The sequence below is a fragment of the Pseudomonas sp. B111 genome (genome assembly GCF_026428275.1).
Classification (GTDB): Bacteria; Pseudomonadota; Gammaproteobacteria; order Pseudomonadales; family Pseudomonadaceae; genus Pseudomonas; species Pseudomonas aeruginosa.
The window spans coordinates 4,526,778-4,546,117 of the sequence record NZ_CP097857.1; the positions used below are offsets into that span (position 1 = coordinate 4,526,778).

Sequence of the window (19,340 nt, forward strand, 5' to 3'; positions counted from 1 at the left end):
CCGCTCGCGATTACCCGCCGGGCGGAATCCGAGGGCGAGCGATGGGGCCTCGCGTTTTCCTCCTCCGCCCCCGCCTGGTGCATACTGTGCGACTCCCCGTACCACTCCGGCCCGTCCCTCGCCATGCGCGGGGCGCGCTCGCCGTCATCGTTCCAGGAGTCTTCCATGCCCACTCCCCCCTGGTGGCTGTTCGTCCTGCCCCTGCTCGCCGGCGCCTGCCTGCCGCTGCAGGCGGGGATCAACGGCCAGTTGGCCAAGCAGGTGTCCAGCGTCCTCGCCGCGGCACTGATCTCGTTCTTCGTCGGCACCCTCGGGTTGCTCGCCCTGACCCTCTCGCAGCGCGAGTTTCCCGGCCTGGCGGCATTGCGCGGGCTGAGCTGGTGGCACTGGTGCGGCGGTTTCCTCGGCATGTTCTTCATCTTCATCGCCGCCTTCGCCGCACCGCGCATCGGCGCGCTGATGTTCATGGTGCTGGTGCTCGCCGGCCAGTTGGGCATGGCCATGAGCCTCGACCACTTCGGTTGGGCCGGCTTCCGCGAGGCACCGATCAGCGCGCTGAAGCTGGGCGGGTTGGCACTGATCGGCGCCGGCATCTGGATGATCCGCAAGGGCTGAGTGCGTCTTGCCGCGGACGCATCGGCCGGCCTATAGTCGGCCTCGGCGTTCTCCACGCCTCCCGTCCGCGGAAAGGGCAGCGCCCAGGCGATCCACCCCACGCATCGCGCATGCGACTCCAGGCCTGCTGGCGGACAAGGCTGCAGAGGAGATCGTATGTCCTTTTCCCGCACTCTCGGCGACGGCCGGATCAATCTCGAACAGCAACGCAAGCGCGCCAAGGAGCTGTTGCGCCAGTGGCGCCGCGACCCGGCCAGCCGTACAGGGCCTCCGGGGCAGGAGCCGCGCCTGGCCGACGCCCAGAGGCAGGTGGCGCGCGAGCTGGGCTTCGCCAGTTGGCCGCGACTCAAGGCGCATGTCGACGCCATCGCCTTCGCCAGCCGCCACCCCGACCTGGTCGGCGGCGATGAGGCCGCGACCCTGCACCTGCGCTGCGGCAACGACATCGCCCACGGCCTGAAGCTCGCCGGCTTTCGCGGCGACTTCCGGATGTTCGCCGACCCGCTGACCATGGGACCGGTGCCGAACCTGCCGTTGCCCGAGTTCCTCGCCCTGCGCAGCGACTACCTGAGCCGCGCCTTCGACCTCGACCCGGCCGACGCCCAGGCCCGCCAGCGCCAGGAATACGCTGGGCTCGAGCGGCTCGGCGAATACTCGCGGGTGGCCCTCTGGTGCGAGGCGGACGCCTACGACCAGTTGTTCCTGGTCCGGGTGCTGGCCGGGATGCAGACGCCGCCGGAGCATCTGGAACTGATCGAGATCGACCGCGTGCCAGGCGTCGAGCGCTTCGTCGGCATCGGCCAACTGGCGCCTGAGCTGCTCGCCTGGCTATGGACTCGGCGTCGCCCGCTGGACGCCGAAGCCCTGACGCTGGCCCGCGCGGCCTGGGAAGCCTACCGCGATCCGGCGCCACTGCGCTGGGCGCAACTGGCCGCAGCGCCGACCCCGGCGCTACCGTTGCTGGGGCCGGCGCTGCGTCGGCAACTGCATGAACTGCCGGCCCTGCGCGACGGCCTGTCGCTGAGCGAACGGCTGACCCTGGAGATCGTCCGCGACGGCGGGCGGCCGAGCGCCGGCCAGGTCTTCGCCGAGCTGACCGCACGGCGCGAGCCGCTGCCCTATCTCGGCGACCTGATGTTCCGCGTCCTGCTCCGCGCGCTGCTGGAAGAGCCCGGTGCGCTGCTGCGCACGCCGGCGCCGGAACTGCCCTGGGAACGCCAGCCGCTGGCGCTGACCGCTGCGGGCCGCGAGGTCCTGGCCGGGCGGCGCTACCGCCTCGACCTCGGCGCCCCCGAACGCTGGGTCGGCGGCGTACGCCTGCGCGCCGGCACCGCGCACTGGGCTCTGGACGAGCAGGACCGGCCGGTATGGCGGGAGGACCCACGGCACTGACGCTCATCGCCCGGACGAGCGCAACGGGCGCGCAGCCACTATCATTGCGCGCCCGTTTTCCCCGCCCCCGCCCGCCGATGAAGAAGATCCCGCTCGCCGCCGCCGACCCCGACCGCCTGGATACCTGGGTGAAATACCGCGAAGGCCTGTGCGGCGAGTGCAACGCGACCTGCTGCACGCTGCCGGTGGAAGTGCGCATCGACGACCTGATCCGCATGCGACTGGTCGACGAGTTCGAGCGCGAGGAGCCGGCCAAGCGAATCGCCAAGCGACTGGAAAAGGATGGCGTGATCGAGCACTTCAACCACAAGCGCGAGATCTTCACCCTCACCCGCATGGCCAACGGCGACTGCCTGTACCTCGACCGCAAGACCCGCCTGTGCACCATCTATGCCCGCCGCCCGGACACCTGCCGCAACCACCCGCGCATCGGCCCGCGTCCCGGCCACTGCGCCTACCGGCCGAAGTAGCCTCAGCCAGGCGGCGCGACGCCCTGGCATAGCTGGTACTGTCCCACCGGCGGCCGGCAGCGCAAGCGCTGGCGCACCTCGTCGGGCAAGGCGCCGAACGAACGCGAGCGGATCGCCAGCAGGGCGTCGCGACGCAACCAGCCGGCCAGTTCGCTGTCCTCCGCCCGTTGTGCCCGCCCGCCGCTGTAGAACACTGCCGAGTACGGCCGCTTCGGCCAGAACACCAGCGGCCGCTCGCGCCAGCCGGCGTCGCTGGCCAGCAGCGCGGCGGTGGACTTCTGCTCGGCGCGCGAGCCCAGCAGCAGGGAGCCGAGGAACAGCGCGAACAGCAACGGCGTCAGCGCCAGGCAGGCCAGCCCGCCACGCCGCAGCCAGGCGCTGCGCGCCAGCGGCGCGCGCAGCAGGTCGGCGGCGAGCAACGCCAGGGCCGGCAGGCCGGGCAGCACGTAGGTCCAGAGGACGTTGCCGGCGAAGGTGAAGAACAGGCACGGCGCCAGTCCCCAGAACAGCCAGTAGCGCCTGCGCGAGGCGACGCCATCGACCACCTCCCCGCGCTGGCGCCAGCCCAGCCAGAGCAGCAGCGGCAACCAGAGGCTCCAGGGAAACGCGGCGGCCAGCAGGAACAGCCAGACGCTGCCGTAGGGATAGGCGTGGGCATTGCCGTAGCGGTCGCCGTCCCAGCCGGCGGTGACGAAGCGCTGCCAATGCTCGCCGAGCAGGAAGTACTCGAGGAAGCCCGGCGTCTTCAACTCCGCCAGCAGGTACCAGGGCGCCGCCACCAGGAGCATCAGCAGGCTTCCGCGGATCCATGGCAGGCCCCGCCAGAGCGCGCGCCAGCGCCACTCCAGCAAGGCCCACAGGCCGATCGGCAGTCCGGCGAGGATCAGCGTCAGCGGCCCTTTCGCCAGCAGCCCGAGGCCGAGGCCGAGGAACATCAGCCAGCCCTCGCGGCGCCGGATTCCCTCCGCGCCATGCAGGCCCAGCCAGAAGCCGCGCATGGCCAGGACCAGCGCCAGGGCCAGGGCCATGTCGGTCATTACCGCCCCGGAGGCGACGAAGAACAGCGCCGAACTGCCCAGCAGGACGCAGGCGATCCGCGCCTGCCGACGATCTTCGCGAGCCTGCCAGTCCCATACCAGCCACAGCACCAGCACGCCCAGCAACCAGTGCGGCAGGCGGCTGGCGAACTCGTTGGCGCCGAGCAGAAGCTGGCCGCCGGCGCTGAGCCAGAAGGCCAGCGGCGGCTTGCCCCAGAACGGCACGCCGACGTCGTACCAGGGCGTGATCCAATCGCCCAGTTCGGCCATCTTCCGCGCCACCTCGCCATAGCGGGCCTCGGTGGTGTCCATCAGCGGATAGCTGCCCAGGCTCAGCAGGCGGATGGCGAAGGCCAGGGCGAGCAGGAACCAGGCCAGCGGCCAGCCGCGCAGCGCCCTCACGGATTGGCCCCGCCGACCTGCGCCGGCAGGTAGCGGTCGATCAGGTAGAGCGGGCGGCGCCGCGCTTCCATGGTCATCCGCCCGAGGTATTCGCTGCACACGCCGATGGCCAGCAGTTGCAGGCCACCGATCAGGAACAGCGCGGCGATCACCGGCCAGTGCTCGTGGATCTCCTGTTGGCCGAAGATCCCGGCGAGCAGGGTCGCCAGGGCCGCCAGCAGGCTGAGCAGGCCGAGGTAGCCGGCGACCTTCAGCGGCGCGGTGGAAAACCCGGTGATGCCTTCCAGGGCGAAGTTCCACAGCCGCCAGTAGCGCCACTTGCTGTGGCCGGCGACGCGGGCGGCGCGGCTATAGGCGATATCGACCTGGCGGAAACCGACCCAGGCGAACAGTCCCTTCATGAAGCGATTGCCTTCCGGCAGCTCGCAAAGGGCATCGACCACCCGCCGGTCGAGCAGGCGGAAATCGCCGACGTCGCGCGGGATCGGCACCTCGCTGAGGCGGTTGATCAGCCGGTAGAAGGCGCTCGCCGAGGCGCGCTTCAGCCAGCTTTCACCGGCCCGGCTACGGCGGCGCATGTTGACCATTTCGGCGCCGCCGATCCAGGCGTCGAGCATCTGCGGGATCAGTTCCGGGGGGTCCTGCAGGTCGGCATCGATGACGATCACCGCGGCGCCGCGCGACAGCTTGAGCCCGGCGCTCATCGCCTGTTCCTTGCCGAAGTTGCGGGTGAAGCGGGCCACGCCCACCCGGCGGTCGGCGGCCTGTAGCTGGGCGAGGATCGTCGCGCTGCGGTCGGTGCTGCCGTCGTCGACATAGAGCACCTCGCAATCGTCGCCAAGGTCGCCGAGCACGGCGCCCAGGCGCTGGTGGAAGGCCGGCAGCACCGCCTCCTCGTTGAACACCGGCACTACCACGCTGAGCAGGCAGGGGGCCTCGAGCTTCGACGCCAGGGAAGGTTCGATCATCATGAGAAGGTCCAGAGTCGATGAAGGTGATAGGTCGCCAACAGCAGTGCGCCGGTCGCGGCGAGCTGGGCCAGGCGGTAGTCGAGTCCGGCGAGGTCGCCGAGCAGCAACACCAGGACGGCGTTGCCGAGTACGCAAAGCAGGCTGACGGCGAAGAAGCGCGGCAGCGAACGGAACACCGGGCCACGGTGGCGGAAAGTCTTCCGGCGATGCCCCAGGTAGGCAGCCAGAGCCCCGCAGCTTGCTCCCGTCGCGGCGGCCACGGCGGCGCCAACGGCGAAGCCCTCGACCAGGAGGGTCAGCACCAGGTAATGAACGGCGGTGGCACCGGCGCCGACCGAGACGAAACGCCCCAGGAGCATGCATGGCTTCCTCTGGAAACAACCGACGCCGGCATTCTAGGAAGGTGCGCAAAGCCCCGCGGTTAGCGCTGCGCAAGCTTCCTGACAGGTTTTCGCAGGGTTCCCTGCGGCAGGCCTGGAAGCCGCGTCGGACAAGGAATACACGGCAGGCAGAGGTCTGTTACCGGATATGAAAAACGGGTTTTCCGCAGGCCTCGCCGCCGTCGCTATACTGCCCGGCCGATCCGGAGGACCCCATGAGCCTGTTGCGCGATGCCTGGCGCCACGCCCCGACCCACCATAGGGTCTGGGCGCTGGCCGGGCCGATGATTCTGTCGAACGTTTCCGTTCCCCTGGTACACCTGGTGGACAGCACGGTGGTCGGCCACCTGCCGCACGCCTACCAGCTCGGCGCGGTAGCCGTGGGCGGCAGCCTGTACACCCTGATGGTCGGCGTGCTCGGCTTCCTGCGCATGGGCACCACCGGCTTCGCCGCCCAGGCCGCCGGCCGCGACGATGGCGGCGCGCTGCGCCTGATCCTCGCACAGGGCCTGGGCATGGCGCTGCTCCTGGCCCTGCTGCTCGGCGCGCTGGCCCTGCCCCTGAGCGGCTGGGCCCTGCAACTGATGCAACCGTCGGCGGAACTGACCGGCGAGGCCCGCGCCTTCTTCCATACCCGCCTGCTCGGCCTGCCGGCGGCCCTGGCCAGCTACGCACTGGTCGGCTGGTTCCTCGGCACGCAGAACGCACGGGCGCCATTGGCGATCCTGTTGACCACCAACCTGAGCAACATCGCCCTGGTGCTCTGGTTCGTCCACGGCCTCGACTGGGGCGTGCAAGGCGCGGCCCGCGCCTCGGTGCTGGCGGAATGGAGCGGCGCCCTGCTCGGCCTGGCCCTGACCCGCCGCGACCTGGCCCGGCGCCCCGGGCGGGCGCAGTGGCAACGCCTGCGCCACTGGCTGTCCTGGCTACCGCTGCTGATGGTCAACCGGGATATCTTCATCCGCAGCCTGGCCCTGCAACTGGTGTTCTTCCTGCTCACCGTACAGGGCACCCGCCTCGGCGACGCCACGGTAGCCGCCAACGCCCTGCTGCTCAACGGCCTGCTCCTGACGTCCTACGCCCTCGACGGTCTCGCCCACGCGGTGGAGGCGCTCTGCGGCCACGCCATCGGCGCCCGCGACCGAACCGCCCTGCGCCGCGCGCTGGTGGTGGCCGGTGGTTGGTCGCTGCTGGCAAGCCTGGCGTTCGCCGCGCTGTTCGCCCTGTTCGGCCACCTGTTCATCGACCTGCAGAGCGACATCGCCGGCGTCCGCGAAGTCGCCTACGCCTATCTGCCGTACCTGGCCTGCCTGCCGCTGCTGGGGATGTGGAGCTATCTGCTCGACGGCCTGTTCATCGGCGCCACCCGCGCCCGCGAGATGCGTAACGCGATGCTCGTCGCGGTGGCCGCCAGCCTGCCCCTCGGCTGGCTGTTGCAGGGGCTGGGCAACCACGGGCTATGGCTGGCGTTCCTCGCCTTCATGCTGCTGCGCGGGCTGGTCCTGGCCGCCTACGGCTGGCGCCTGACCCGCCGCGATGGCTGGTTCGCCGCTCAGGGCGCCGACAGCGGGCGATAGGCGAGCATCAGCGGGACGTAGGCAGCGTGCGCGACCTGTATCAGTTCGCTGGCCAGGCGCCCGCCGGGAAACACCAGCACCAGGTCCGGCGCGGCATCGCCGAGGACGGCCTCGCCATACTCGCGCAGGGCGTTGTCGCTGCCACTGCGCTCCGGATAATCGTAGGCGCGCGAATCCGCGCCACGCTCGCGGCACCAGCGCTCGGCCTCGTCCGGCAGGCCGCTGCCGGCATGCAGCAGGTGGCCGAGCAGCGCCACCGGTTGCAGGCCGTGGCACTGGTCGAGCGCCAGGCGCAGGCGTTCGGCGTCCTTGAAATGGCGTCCGGCGCAGATCAGGAGGCGCATGCCGATCCCTCCCCTTGCCCTGGCTCGTCCGGCCGCTTCGCCATCGGATCGATGCCGCTGCGTTCGAGCAGCGGATAGGCCAGGGCGGTGACATGATGGTGGATGCGTCGGTAGTCGCGGAGAATGCGCTGGAACACGTCACCGGACTCCACCCAGGCACCGCGATCGTCGCGCAGGCGACGGAAGCGCTCGCGACTGGCATCGGCCTCCAGTCGCTGCAACAACTTCTTGCGCGCCACCAGGCGCAGCGCGGCGTCCAGGTCTTCGCGAAGGAACGCGCTGATCGCCAGGTGCAGGCTCTCCTCGATCGCCGCCTGCAACGGCAGCATGCGGCCCAGCTCGAACTCGCTGCCGGCGCGACTGCGACCGGCCCAACGCATCGCCAGGGGCAGCAGGCTGTTGGCGACGAGATCGCCGATGTGCTCGATGTTGATGGCGAACAGGAGAATTTCCTGGGCACGATCGGCGTCGCTGTCGCCGAGGCCGTCCTGGCCGAGGTCTGCCAGGTAGGCGCGGATCGCCGCACTCAACTGGTCGAGGGCCTGGTCCTGGCGACGGATTTCTGCCGCCACCTTCGCCTCCGGTCGCTGCAACAGGCCGCTGGTGGCGCGCAGCATCAGACTGGCCATGTCGGCCAGCCGCAGGACTTCGCGAGTAGCGTTGGCCAGGCCGATGTTGGCCACCTCCAGCCCGGCTTCGTCGAGGTAGCGCGGCATGCCCGGGTCGTCGGACTGTGCCTCTTCCGGCAACAGGCGCGCGAGCAGCGCCGCAAGCGGTCCGGTGAAGCCGATCGCCAGCAGTGCCAGGGCCAGGTTGAAAGCACTGTGGAACCAGACCGCCGCCGCACCACCGAGTGCGTTGGCCGGCTGCGCCAGCGCCGTCAGCCAGGGCAGCACCAGCAGGCAACCGAGCAGGCGCACCAGCAGGTTGCCCAACGGCAGGCGCCGCGCCACCCGGCTACCGGCCACCCCCAGCGCCGGCAAGGCGCCGCCGAGGTTGGCACCGAGCACCAGGGCCAGGGCGATGGGCAGCGAGACCAGTCCGGCCTGGGCCAGGGACGCCACCAGCAGCACCACCGCGACACTGGAATGGCAGGCCCAGGTCAGCAGCGCGGCGAGCAGCAGGGCGATCAGCGGATCGCCTTCGAGGCCGTGGATCACCGCGACAAAGGCTGGCGAGGCCTCGATCTGCTGCAGGGAATGGCCGAGCAACGCCAGCGCCAGAAGCATCAGGCCGAGTCCGATCAGGCACTGGCCAAGGCTCTCCAGGCGCGGACCGTCGCCCAGGCGGAACAGCAGCAGGCCGGACAGCAGGGCCAGCGGCGCCAGCAACGAGGTGTCGAAGCTGAGCAGTTGCACCACCAGTGTGGTGCCGACGTTGGCGCCGAGCATCACTGCCAGCGCCGGCGCCAGGCCCAGGGTGCCACTGGCGGTGAAGGACGCTGCCATCAGACTGGTGGCGGTGCTGCTCTGCAGCAGGCCGGTGATGCCGAGCCCGGCGAGCAGGGCCAGCCAGCGGTTGCCCAGGTGGCGGCCGAGCCAGTTGCGCAGCGCAGTGCCGAAACCGCGCAGCACGCCGCTGGAGACCATGTGCGTGCCCCACAACAGAAGGGCCACGGCACCGGCCAGGTTGATCAGGAGGATGGTTCCCAGCATGGCGGAACTCCCGGTTCGGAATGGATCGTGAAGGGAACGGGCTCATTGACCCATGGCCAGCCTGAGCGAGGCACGGTTGAGCGCGCTCGAGCAGTCCAGCAGGTATTTCACTTCGACCTGGCTCAGGCGGCCGCTGGCGTATGCGCGCACGCTGATCACCATCAGCAGGTGCGCGGCCTTCGCCAGCAGCCGTGCTGCCAGGCCACAGAACGCGCGGCGAGACGCGCCCAGGCATTTGCGTACGACGTTCATGGCTGTTTCCTCGGTGGAGGAGCGTGCCGCAGCGCGGCACGCCCTTGGGCTCAGAAACGCAAGGTCGCTCCCGAGAGCAGCCATCGCTCGCGCTCGCCGCGCAGGTGGCCGCCGACCAGCAGGTCGAGGTCCAGCCGTTCGCCCAGGTGCAGCCGCGGTCCGGCCTGCCAGCCGCTGTCGCCGGCCGACTCGCCGAAGCGTTCGGCGATCAGGGTCAACGGCTGGCCGACGCGGTATTCCATGCCCATGCCCCAGTTCCAGCGATGCCGGCGCTCGCCCTCGGCGTAGGCATGCCCCAGGCCGACCCCGGCGTTCAGGCGCAGGGCCTCGAACGGCTGGTAGCTCAGCGGCAGGTTGAAGCCGGCGCCTTCGAAAGCGTGCCGGCGGTCCAGGTAGAGATCCGCCGAGAGCGCCAGGGCCAACGCCAGGCCGAGGTCGTCGCGGGCCAGCAGCGGTGTCTTCAGCTCGGGGCTGAGGCGGCTGTGCCGATCGCCTGCGTCGCCCTCGCGCACCAGCGCCGCGCCGAGTTGCACCGATGGTAGGGCGGAGAAGGTGCAGGCGGGCGACAGCACCGACTGGTAGCGGTTGCCGTGGTGGCGTTCGCGCTGGTGCCAGGCGTCCAGATTGCATTCGCCGACGGGATCGATCTCGCCGTCGTCGACCCGGTAGGCGCCGCCCGCGGCGCGAGCCTCGGACAGCAGCGCCAGCAGCAGGACGCAGGCGAGCGCGGCGGCGACGAAGCCCAGGCGCCAGGACAGGGCGCGTCGCAGCGCGGCCGGCAGCGGTTGGAAAAGGGGCGCCCGCGGGCGCCGGTCGTGCAGGGTCATGATGCGTCTCTCCATGCGTGGGTCCGGTGTGCGTTGCGCGGCGCGGCGAGGCTTGCCGACGCGCCGGGAAAGGCCGGGACGAAGCCCGGCCGATCACTCAGAACCACTGGCCGAAGCGGCGGATGTAGAGGGTCTTCATGGTCTGCGCGGTGACGCAGTAGCAGAGCAGCGTGCCCACCAGCCAGGGGAAGTACTCCCACGGCAGCGGCTGCAGGCCGACCATCGCCCCCAGCGGCGAGAACGGCACGTAGATGCCCAGCGCCATCACCAGCCCGGTCATCAGCATCACCGGCAGCGCCGCGGTGCTCTGGATGAAGGGAATCTTCTGGGTACGCAGCATGTGCACCACCAGGGTCTGCGAGAGCAGGCCCTCGATGAACCAGCCGGACTGGAACAGCGACTGCATTTCCGGGCTGTTGGCGGCGAACACGAACCACATCAGCGCGTAGGTGGTGATGTCGAAGATCGACGAGGTCGGGCCGATCCAGACCATGAAGCGGCCGATGTTCTTCGAGTCCCACTTGCGCGGCTTGGCGAGGAACTCCTTGTCCATCTTGTCCCACGGCAGCGACAGCTGGGAGATGTCGTACATCAGGTTCTGCAGCAGCAGGTGGATCGCCAGCATCGGCAGGAAGGGGATGAAGGCGCTGGCCACCAGTACCGAGAACACGTTGCCGAAGTTGGAGCTGGCAGTCATGTTCAGGTACTTCATGATGTTGCCGAAGGTCTCGCGGCCCTTGATAACGCCCTCCTCCAGGACCATCAGGCTTTTTTCCAGGAGGATGATGTCGGCCGATTCCTTGGCGATGTCGGTGCCGCTGTCCACCGAGATGCCGACATCGGCATCTCGCAGCGCGGGGGCGTCGTTGATGCCGTCGCCGAGGAAGCCGACGGTGTGTCCGTTGCCCTGCAGGGCCTTGAGCACCCGCGACTTCTGCAGCGGCGTCAGCTTGGCGAACACCGTGCGCTCCTCGGCCAGGCGTTGCAGGGTGGCATCGTCCATCAGGTCGATGTCGCGACCGAGCAGCGGCTCGCCGACGTCCAGGCCGACCTCGCGGCAGATCTTCGCGCTGACCACCGGGTTGTCGCCGGTGAGCACCTTCACCGCCACGCCGTTCTCGCGCAACGCGGCGATGGCCGGGCCGGCGGTTTCCTTCGGCGGATCGAGGAAGGTCAGCAGGCCGGCGATCACCAGGTCGCGCTCGTCGCTGGCGCCGTACTGGGCCTGGGACTCCGTGCGCGAGAGGCTGCGGGTGCCGAGCAGGAGCACGCGGAAGCCGTCGCGGTTGTATTGCTCGGCCAGCGCCAGCAGGGCCCGGCGGCGTTCCTCGTCGAGCGGCAGGTCGACGCCGTCCTGGTGCACGCGGGTGGCGATCTCGAGCATTTCCTCGACCGCGCCCTTGCACACCAGCAGGTGTTCGCCGCCCTTGCCCTCGAGGATCACCGAGAGACGCCGACGGACGAAATCGAAGGGCAGTTCGTCGACCTTGCGCCAGGCATCCGGCGGCGTGATGCGCGGGTTCTGTTCGACGAAGGCGACCACCGCGCGGTCCATCAGGTTCTTCATCCCGGACTGGTGGAAGCTGTTCAGCCAGGCCATTTGCAGGACCCGGTCGCAGCGCCGGCCGGCAACGTCGACGTGATGCTCGAGGATGATCCGGTCCTGGGTCAGGGTGCCGGTCTTGTCGGTGCAGAGCACGTCCATGGCGCCGAAGTTCTGGATCGCGTTAAGACGCTTGACCACCACCTTGCGCCGCGACATCGCCACCGCGCCCTTGGCCAGGTTGGCGCTGACGATCATCGGCAGCATTTCCGGGGTCAGGCCGACCGCCACGGCGAGAGCGAACATGAACGCCTCGGTCCAGTCGCCCTTGGTGAAGCCGTTGATCAGCAGCACGATCGGCACCATCACCAGCATGAAGCGGATCAGCAGCCAACTGACGCTGTTCACCCCACGGTCGAAGGCGGTCTGCGCCCGCGAACCGACGATGGAACGGGCCAGCGAACCGAAATAGGTGCGCGCACCGGTGGCGACCACCACCGCGGTGGCCGTGCCGCTGACCACGTTGGTGCCCATGAAGCAGATGTTCGGCAGTTCGAGCAGGTCCTGCTGGTCGGCGGCGATCCGCTTGGCGGACTTCTCGCGGACCGCGCCGAGGGTGTCGTATTTCTCCACCGGCAGCGCCTCGCCGGTGAGTACGGCCTGGCTGATGAACAGGTCGCGCGATTCGATCAGGCGGATGTCGGCGGGGATCATGTCGCCGGCGGACAGGCGCACGATGTCGCCGACCACCAGTTCGCCCATGGGGATTTCCCGCAGCTCGCCGCGCATCCCGCGCTCGTCTCGGCGCAGCACGGTGGCGGTGTTCCGCACCATGGCCTTGAGCGCCTCGGCGGCCTTGCCCGAGCGGTATTCCTGCCAGAAGCGCATCAGGCCGCTGACCAGGACCATGCAGAGGACGATGATGACGCCAGTGAGATCGGTTTCCTCACCGTCCTGCAGCGGCAGCCAGAAGTCGGTGAAGAAGCTGATCGCAGAGAGCGTCATCAGCACGTAGATGAAGGGGTTGTTGAACGCCTGCAGCAGTTGCACCAGGACGTGTGGCGGACGGTCGTGGGCCACTTCGTTGGGGCCGTCGGCGTGCAGCCGGGCGGCGGCCTCGGCCTGGTCGAGGCCGTCCTGGCGACCGCGGACATTGGTGAGGGTGGTTTCCAGGCTGTTCTGCGCTTCGCGGGCGGCGCGCATGGACAGTCGGTCGTTGCGGCGCTCGGTGTCGAGCTGGGTATTGCGTTGGGTCGCTACGCTCATGACTCGGTCTCCTGTCGCGAGCTGCGCGACGGCGACACGAGTCGGTTGCCGGTCAGGTGACAGGCAAAGGCGTGCCGGGTCGCGATGTTCGCGATCGGTGGGAAGAATGTTCGGCTTGTCCGGGTGAGGCCCACTGCGCGCGGCCGCTCAGGCGGCACGCAGCAGGCCGACTTGGTGGTTCGTCCATGGCAGGCTCCTTGTGCGAAGGGTTAGGCAGGAGAAAGCGTCAGCCGCGCATCGGGCGGCGACCGCTCAGGGTTCTCTTCGACCTGCCTCTCCAGGCGGCGATACTCCAGGCGACCGCCGGCCGGGTCGACACGCCAGGCGAGGCTCGCAGGATGGCCGTGGCCGGGAAGGATCGCGCCGGGGGACTGCGCGGCGCGCACGCGCATCTTCGCCACGAAGGCGGATAATACGCCGGGGGATACCGAATTCTCGAAGTTCATGACTCACCTGTACCCGGCGTGCCGGACACGGGTGAGAAGCAGTGGGTCAGCCCAGGATGCCGCTCAACCGACCGACCCGTTGCGGGTTCCGTCGTGCGTTGGTTTGGGTCATCGCACCAGCCGGCATCTGCTGGGCCGGGCGACGACTACTGGGAATACTGTCCATGGCTCTCTTCGTAGGGGGAAAGAAAGTGCCCGGCTCTGCGGGCGGGGGTTTTATAGACCTCTTGCCAGACGAGGTCAACCGAAAAAGCCGTTTCGTTCAGGCTTCTATGGAACATCGGAAAATTCCCGCAGGAGTCCGGCGAAAAGACATCGGCCAAAAGCGCTCAGGCGGAGATCAGTCCCGCCAGCCGTCGCGCCAGCGCCGGCACTTCGGAGGCCGGGTCGAGGCGCAGGCGAAAACGGGTCTGCAGGATGTCCAGCAGTTCCTCGACGTCGCGCAGTTGGCGCTGCAGCGTCTCGCCGTTGCCGGCGCGCTGGCCGAACAGCCCGTCGGCCAGGGTCAGGCGCAGGTCGCCCTCGGTTATGGCGGCCTTCAGGCCCTGGCGGAACACGCTGTGGGGGTGGGTCGAGGTGTACCAGTTGCGCGGGATGTAATCGATCCACAACTGCGGGCGCAGGTCGAAGCGGTACAGCGGCAGCCAGCCGCTGCGACCGCGCACGGCGCTTTCGTAGAGACCGGCGCGCGGGTCGACCAGACGCACGCAATGCACCTGTCCGGCGTCCGCCTCGTCGCCCGGCAAAGGCAGTGCTCGCGGCGGATTGGCCGAGCCGAAGCCGACATCCACCAGGAACTCGCCCTCCGCCAGGTACAGACGCAGCATCAGATGCGATTGCTGGGTCAGCGGCGCGTCCTCCGGGAGTCCCCAGCGTACCCGTGCCACCAGCAGTTCCAGCTCGTAGCCGAGGGCCAGCAGCAGGCGGGCGAACAGCGAGTTGAGTTCGAAGCAATAACCGCCGCGGCTGCCCTCGACGACCTTGGCGAAAACCTTGTCGGCGTCGATCTCGATGGGGCGGTCGAGCAGCACGTCGAGGTTCTCGAAGGCGACCCGGCGCAGATGCGCGTCGATCAGTCGGTCGAGATTCGCCAGGCTCGGCGGACCGGGATCGTCGATGCCGATATGGTGCAGGTAGGCATGGGTCTGCTCGGGCGTCAGCGGGGTCATGGCGGGCTCCGGAAAATGGCCAGCTCGATTCTAGACGCATTCTCGGGGAATACCGGAAGCGCCGTCAGGCACATTGGCCCGGGGTCTGCTTGACTGTGCCCATCCCACCCCGAGGAGCGCCGCCATGGCCCAGGCAATCGTCGCCTACCTGCACTACCTGTCGATCTTCCTGCTGTTCGCCCTGCTGGTGTTGCAGCACCGCCTGCTGCGCCTGCCGCTGGACCTGGAGCGCGCCCGCAGCCTGGCGGCGATCGACCGCGGCTACGGCCTCTGCGCCCTGGCGGTACTGGCCAGCGGGCTGGCGCGGGTGCTGTGGTACGGCAAGGGCGTCGACTACTACCTGCACAATGGCCTGTTCCACGCCAAGGTCGGGCTATTCGTCCTCGCTGCCCTGGTCTCGCTGTTGCCGACCGTTACCTTCCTTGGCTGGCGCGGCGCCCTCAAGGCCGGCGAAGTGCCGGCGGTGACGCCGGCCCGGGGCCGGCGGGTGGTCCTGGCGGTGCGCCTGCAACTGCTCCTGCTGCTGGTCATTCCGTTGCTGGCTACGCTGATGGCGCGCGGCTTCGGCATGCGCGGCTGAGCCCTCAGTTCTGCATGGCCCGGCCATGCACGTCCATCGCCGCCTGGCGCAGCGCCTCGGAGCGGGTCGGATGCGGATGGCAGGTCAGCGCGAGGTCCTCCGCCGAGGCGCTGAACTCCATGGCCACGCAGGCTTCGCCGATCATCTCGCTGACGCCCGGCCCGATCATGTGCACGCCGAGCACCTGGTCGCTGCGGGCATCGGAGAGGATCTTGATGAAGCCTTCGCTCTCGTGGTTGATCTTCGCCCGGCTGTTGGCGCTGAACGGGAAGCGTCCGACCTTGTACTCGCGCCTCGCCGCCTGCAACTGCTCCTCGCCGAGGCCGACGCTGGCCACTTCCGGCTGGGTGTAGATGACCGACGGAATCACCTCGGCGTTCATCTCCGCCGCATGCCCGGCGATCCGCTCGATGCAGACGATCGCCTCTTCCTCGGCCTTGTGCGCCAGCATCGGTCCCGAGGTCACGTCGCCGATCACCCAGACGCCCGGCGCCGCGCTGCGCTGTCCCTGGTTCTCCAGCATGCCACGACGATCGCTGGCCAGGCCGACCGTCTCCAGCCCCAGTCCTTCGGTATAGGGGCGCCGGCCGATGGCCACCAGCACGTAGTCCGCCTGCAGCGATTCCGTAGCGCCGCCGGCGGCCGGTTGCAGGTCGAGTTCGACGCCCTGCTCGCCACTGCGCGCGGCGACCACGCGGGTGCCGAGGCGAAACCGCATGCCCTGGCGGGTCAGGGCGCGCTGGAGGGTCCTTGCGGTTTCCCCATCCAGCCCCGGGCAGATCCGCTCGAGGTACTCCAGCACCGTGACCTGTGCGCCCAGCCGGCGCCAGACCGAACCAAGCTCCAGGCCGATCACGCCGGCGCCGATCACCACCAGGTGGCGAGGCACTTCGGCCAACTCCAGGGCGCCGGTGGAGTCGAGGATGCGCTGGTTGTCCACCGGCACGCCGGGCAGCGGCGCCGGTTCCGAACCGGTGGCGATGACGATATCGCGCGCCTCCAGTTGCGCGTGGCCGCCGTCGGCGAGGTCCACGCTGACCCGGCCCTCGCCTTGCAAGCGCGCCCAGCCCTTGATCCACTGCACCTTGTGCTTGCGGAAGAGGAATTCGACGCCACGGGTCAGGGCGGCGACGCTCTCGTCCTTCTGCTTCATCATCTGCGCCAGGTCCAGTTCCGGGCTGACCCGGATGCCGAGCCGGGCGAACTCGCCGCCGCTCGCCGCGGCGTATAGCTCCGAGGCGTGCAGCAGGGCCTTGGACGGCATGCAGCCGACGTTCAGGCAAGTCCCGCCGAGGGTTTCGCGACCCTCCACGCAGGCCACCTTCAGGCCTAGCTGGCCGGCGCGAATGGCAGCGTTGTAGCCCCCCGGACCGGCGCCAATCACGATCACGTCATAGCTTTCCATCATCCTGCTCCTCGGTTGTCCCGCCACGGCCCCCTCAGCGTAGGCGACGCCGGCGCAAATAGAGGAAACGCCGCGTAGAGGGACCGAAAGCGATTGTATTTCACTCTTCATACAAAGCTTATATGATGGCCGTAATTTTCCTGCAACCCTTTCCCACCACGACAGGAGCACCACCATGGAACAGCCCGGCCGCGAAGACCGCCTGAACGCCTGGATCGCCACCGAGCGGGCCGCCCGCGCCCGCCTCGGCGCCAGCGGAACCCTGGAGCTGGCGCAAGTCGCCGCGCTCTCCCCGCAGGAGTTCTTCGACCGCATCGGCAGCGGCGAGCTGCCCTGCCCGCCCTACGGCGAACTGGTCGACTTCGTTCCCATCGAGTGGTCCGAAGGGCGCTTCCTGTTCCAGGGCACCCCGGACCGCCGCCACTACAATCCGCTGGGTAGCGTGCACGGCGGCTACGCCGCGTCGCTGCTGGACTCCTGCATGGGCTGCGCGATCCATACCCGGCTCCAGGCCGGCCAGGGCTATACCACCACCGACCTGCGGATCAGCTACCTGCGCGCGCTGACCGACAAGGTCGGCCCGGTACGCGCCGAAGGCCGGGTGGTGCACCTCGGCCGCTCGACGGCGGTCGCCGAGGGCCGGTTGTACGATGTCGACGACCGTCTCTACGCCGTCGGCTCGACCACCTGCCTGGTCCTGCACATGGCCGGATGAACGCGGCTTCGCCAGGGAAGGCCGCCAGGCGTTAAGATGACGACCTGCATTCCAAGGTATCGAAGCCATGCGTTATCCCGAAGACCACAAGCAGAAGACCCGCCGGCGTATCGTCGAGGAGGCTGCCCGGCTGTTCCGCCAGGACGGCGTCGGCGCCACCGGGCTGCAACCGCTGATGAAGGCCCTGGGCCTGACCCATGGCGGCTTCTACGCGCACTTCAAGTCCAAGGACGACCTGGTGGAAACCGCGTTGCGGCATGCCGCGGCGCAACTCGACGAAGTCACCGCGCCCCTGGCGGAGGCGGAACGACCGCTGGCGCTGCTGATAGAGCAGTACCTGTCGCCGCGTCACCGCGATAACCCCGGCGCCGGCTGCCCGTTGCCGACCCTGTCGGCGGAACTCGGCCAGCGCGGCACGCCGAGCCCGACCACCGACAGCATCGTGCGCAAGCGCCTGGCGATGATCGAAGCGGCCCTGGAGGGCGAGGACGCAGGCGAGCGCGCCGTGCTGCTGCTCGCTTCGCTGGTCGGCGCGCTGCAACTGTCGCGCAGCGTGCAGGATGAGGCGCTGTCGCAACGGATACTGGAAGCGACGCGCAAGAAGCTGCTGGAGCAGATGGAGCGCTAGGGCCTCAGCCGAGGTAGCGCTCGGCCGGCCGCTGCCGCGACAGATTGGGCGCGAGCCTGGCCCGCGCCGTCATCAGCGCCTGCCAATCGGCCGCATCCGGCAACGACGGGATGGTCACCGCTTCACGCCGATCGAAACCGACCAGCGCCGCCTCCACCAGGTCCTCGACCTCCATCACCATCTCCGCGGGAATCCCGGCGATTCCGGTGCCGCTGCGCTCCCAGATCTCGGTACGGGTGACGCCGGGCAGCACCGCCTGGACGTAAACGCCGCTGCCGGCCAGCTCGTGCTGCAGCGACTGGCTCAGGCTCAGCACGTAGGCCTTGGTCGCGCTATAGACGGCATTGAACAACTCCGGCGCCAGCGCCACCACCGAACCGAGATTGACGATGGCGCCGCCGCCACGCCGGCGGAACCCCTCCGCCGCACCGGCAGCCAGGCGGGTCAGGGCCACTACGTTGAGGGCGATCATCCGCTCCGCCCGGTCCATGTCGGCATCGGCCAGCGGACCGTTCATCGCCACGCCGGCGTTGTTCACCAGCAACGCGATCGAGGCGTCATCGCGCAACCGTCGCTCGACCCGCAACCTATCGTCGCGCTCGGACAGGTCGGCGCGCAGGATCTCCACCCTGACCCCGTGGGCTTGGCGAAGGCGATCCGCCAGGGCTTCCAGGCGTTGCCGGTCGCGCGCCACCAGCAACAGGTCGTGGCCACGGCGGGCCAAGTGCTCGGCGTAGGTCGCGCCGATTCCGGAAGAGGCGCCGGTGACCAGGGCGACGCCATTGCCAATCTGTTCGTTCATGTGGGTTCTCGCTGGAAAAAGGCCTGACCGCTGACAGCGGCTATTTATATTACGAACTTAATATTATGATCGTAATTAAAACCGTCAAGCCCTTATCCGTTCCAACGAGCAGGGAGGGATGAGGAGAACCTTCATGCAACCGTCACGGAAAACGCCAATAAAAGGTCAGGACCCACACCACCCCGACATGCCCTACCATGGCGTTGTCCATCGCGGGAGGATCATGCGTCATGTATCACGGTGAAAGACTCAATGCCTGGACCCACCTGATCGGTGCGGTCGCCGCCTGCACCGGCGCCGTCTGGCTGACGGTCCAGGCGAGCCTCAACGGCAGTCCGTGGAAGATCGTCGGGGTCGGCGTCTACGGCGTCACCCTGACGCTGCTCTACAGCATCTCGACCGCCTACCACAGCGTGCGCGGGCGAGCGAAGGTGGTGATGCGCAAGCTCGACCACCTGTCCATCTACCTGCTGATCGCCGGCAGCTACACGCCTTTCTGCCTGGTCACGCTGCGCGGTCCCTGGGGCTGGACGCTGTTCGGCATCGTCTGGGGCCTGGCCGTGCTCGGCATGCTCCAGGAGATCAAGCCACGCTCCGAGGCGCGGGTGCTGTCGGTGGTGATCTACGCGGTGATGGGCTGGATCGTGCTGATCGCGGTGAAACCGCTGCTCGCCGCCCTCGGCAGCGCCGGCTTCACCTGGCTGGCGGCCGGCGGCGTGCTCTATACCGTAGGGATCGTCTTCTATGCCTATGACCACCGCTTCCGCCACTGGCATGGCATCTGGCACCTGTTCGTGATCGCCGGCAGCCTCCTCCACTTCGTGGCGATCTGGCGCTACGTACTCTAGGCGCGGTCCGGCGCGA

The 19,340-nt window shown here is 68.9% G+C and carries 20 protein-coding genes; 8 read left to right on the forward strand and 12 right to left on the reverse strand.

Features of this window, described 5'->3' with window-relative positions:
• Positions 1-165: 165 nt before the first annotated feature.
• From M6E97_RS21060 to M6E97_RS21070, 3 genes are all read left to right on the forward strand, one after another.
• Complete coding sequence (locus M6E97_RS21060; protein ID WP_003095321.1) at positions 166-615, forward strand: DMT family transporter; 450 nt, start codon at positions 166-168, stop codon at positions 613-615.
• Positions 616-771: 156 nt separating this feature from the next.
• Positions 772-2,007, forward strand: a complete 1,236-nt coding sequence (locus tag M6E97_RS21065; protein ID WP_033939354.1) for a DUF1835 domain-containing protein — start codon at positions 772-774, stop codon at positions 2,005-2,007.
• On the forward strand, positions 1,983-2,477 hold the full coding sequence (locus M6E97_RS21070) for a YkgJ family cysteine cluster protein (RefSeq protein WP_003135287.1): 495 nt from the start codon (positions 1,983-1,985) through the stop codon (positions 2,475-2,477). Before M6E97_RS21065 ends, M6E97_RS21070 begins: the two co-directional genes overlap by 25 nt.
• Positions 2,478-2,479: 2 nt before the next feature.
• Here the strand turns inward: M6E97_RS21070 and M6E97_RS21075 are convergent, their stop codons facing one another.
• Genes M6E97_RS21075 through M6E97_RS21085 form a run of 3 tightly spaced genes read right to left on the reverse strand, consistent with a single transcriptional unit; the run spans position 2,480 to position 5,246 of the window.
• Positions 2,480-3,916: an ArnT family glycosyltransferase gene (locus tag M6E97_RS21075; protein ID WP_003095324.1), complete on the reverse strand. Its 1,437-nt coding sequence runs from the start codon at positions 3,914-3,916 to the stop codon at positions 2,480-2,482.
• On the reverse strand, positions 3,913-4,887 hold the full coding sequence (locus M6E97_RS21080) for a glycosyltransferase family 2 protein (RefSeq protein WP_003107470.1): 975 nt from the start codon (positions 4,885-4,887) through the stop codon (positions 3,913-3,915). Before M6E97_RS21080 ends, M6E97_RS21075 begins: the two co-directional genes overlap by 4 nt.
• Positions 4,884-5,246, reverse strand: coding sequence for a GtrA family protein (locus M6E97_RS21085; protein ID WP_003111807.1), 363 nt, complete (start codon positions 5,244-5,246; stop codon positions 4,884-4,886). The genes M6E97_RS21080 and M6E97_RS21085 overlap by 4 nt, the downstream gene beginning before the upstream one ends.
• A gap of 236 nt (positions 5,247-5,482) precedes the next feature.
• Here M6E97_RS21085 and M6E97_RS21090 point away from each other — a divergent pair, with 236 nt between their 5' ends.
• Positions 5,483-6,844, forward strand: coding sequence for an MATE family efflux transporter (locus M6E97_RS21090; RefSeq protein WP_003111808.1), 1,362 nt, complete (start codon positions 5,483-5,485; stop codon positions 6,842-6,844).
• On the opposite strand, the gene M6E97_RS21095 is transcribed toward M6E97_RS21090, so the two are convergent.
• The 7 genes from M6E97_RS21095 to M6E97_RS21125 form a co-directional block, all read right to left on the reverse strand.
• The gene (locus tag M6E97_RS21095) at positions 6,820-7,188 is read right to left on the reverse strand and encodes an SLOG family protein (protein WP_009314301.1); all 369 of its coding nucleotides are present in this window, start codon (positions 7,186-7,188) and stop codon (positions 6,820-6,822) included. The genes M6E97_RS21090 and M6E97_RS21095 overlap by 25 nt on opposite strands.
• A complete protein-coding gene (locus M6E97_RS21100; RefSeq protein ID WP_003121105.1) occupies positions 7,176-8,843 on the reverse strand; it encodes a Na/Pi cotransporter family protein in 1,668 nt (555 codons plus the stop codon). Before M6E97_RS21100 ends, M6E97_RS21095 begins: the two co-directional genes overlap by 13 nt.
• 42 nt (positions 8,844-8,885) lie before the next feature.
• Positions 8,886-9,095, reverse strand: a complete 210-nt coding sequence (locus M6E97_RS21105) for a hypothetical protein (RefSeq protein WP_003111811.1) — start codon at positions 9,093-9,095, stop codon at positions 8,886-8,888.
• 50 nt (positions 9,096-9,145) lie between these two features.
• Positions 9,146-9,922 carry a hypothetical protein gene (locus tag M6E97_RS21110; protein WP_034005295.1) on the reverse strand — a complete coding sequence of 259 codons (777 nt, stop codon included), beginning with the start codon at positions 9,920-9,922 and terminating at the stop codon, positions 9,146-9,148.
• A 97-nt stretch (positions 9,923-10,019) separates the two neighbouring features.
• Entirely contained in the window at positions 10,020-12,731 is a 2,712-nt protein-coding gene (gene mgtA / locus M6E97_RS21115) for a magnesium-translocating P-type ATPase (protein WP_019485519.1), read from the reverse strand.
• A 209-nt stretch (positions 12,732-12,940) separates the two neighbouring features.
• On the reverse strand, positions 12,941-13,177 hold the full coding sequence (locus M6E97_RS21120) for a hypothetical protein (RefSeq protein ID WP_172607502.1): 237 nt from the start codon (positions 13,175-13,177) through the stop codon (positions 12,941-12,943).
• A 329-nt stretch (positions 13,178-13,506) separates the two neighbouring features.
• Positions 13,507-14,346 carry an arylamine N-acetyltransferase family protein gene (locus tag M6E97_RS21125; RefSeq protein ID WP_033937813.1) on the reverse strand — a complete coding sequence of 280 codons (840 nt, stop codon included), beginning with the start codon at positions 14,344-14,346 and terminating at the stop codon, positions 13,507-13,509.
• 124 nt (positions 14,347-14,470) lie between these two features.
• Between M6E97_RS21125 and M6E97_RS21130 the strand changes: the two genes are divergently transcribed.
• The gene (locus M6E97_RS21130) at positions 14,471-14,926 is read left to right on the forward strand and encodes a DUF2214 family protein (RefSeq protein ID WP_003104329.1); all 456 of its coding nucleotides are present in this window, start codon (positions 14,471-14,473) and stop codon (positions 14,924-14,926) included.
• 4 nt (positions 14,927-14,930) lie between these two features.
• Here M6E97_RS21130 and lpdA read toward each other — a convergent pair whose 3' ends face one another.
• Positions 14,931-16,334, reverse strand: a complete 1,404-nt coding sequence (gene lpdA, locus M6E97_RS21135; protein ID WP_012614589.1) for a dihydrolipoyl dehydrogenase — start codon at positions 16,332-16,334, stop codon at positions 14,931-14,933.
• Between the two features lie 172 nt (positions 16,335-16,506).
• On the opposite strand from lpdA, the gene M6E97_RS21140 reads away from it, so the two are divergent.
• Both M6E97_RS21140 and M6E97_RS21145 read left to right on the forward strand, forming a co-directional pair.
• Positions 16,507-17,046, forward strand: coding sequence for a PaaI family thioesterase (locus tag M6E97_RS21140; RefSeq protein ID WP_003135314.1), 540 nt, complete (start codon positions 16,507-16,509; stop codon positions 17,044-17,046).
• Positions 17,047-17,113: 67 nt separating this feature from the next.
• Positions 17,114-17,674, forward strand: a complete 561-nt coding sequence (locus M6E97_RS21145) for a TetR/AcrR family transcriptional regulator (protein ID WP_003110503.1) — start codon at positions 17,114-17,116, stop codon at positions 17,672-17,674.
• A gap of 4 nt (positions 17,675-17,678) precedes the next feature.
• Here the strand turns inward: M6E97_RS21145 and M6E97_RS21150 are convergent, their stop codons facing one another.
• The gene (locus M6E97_RS21150; RefSeq protein WP_003095350.1) at positions 17,679-18,476 is read right to left on the reverse strand and encodes an SDR family NAD(P)-dependent oxidoreductase; all 798 of its coding nucleotides are present in this window, start codon (positions 18,474-18,476) and stop codon (positions 17,679-17,681) included.
• A 230-nt stretch (positions 18,477-18,706) separates the two neighbouring features.
• Here M6E97_RS21150 and trhA point away from each other — a divergent pair, with 230 nt between their 5' ends.
• Entirely contained in the window at positions 18,707-19,324 is a 618-nt protein-coding gene (gene trhA / locus M6E97_RS21155) for a PAQR family membrane homeostasis protein TrhA (protein WP_003095352.1), read from the forward strand.
• Positions 19,325-19,340 lie beyond the last annotated feature (16 nt).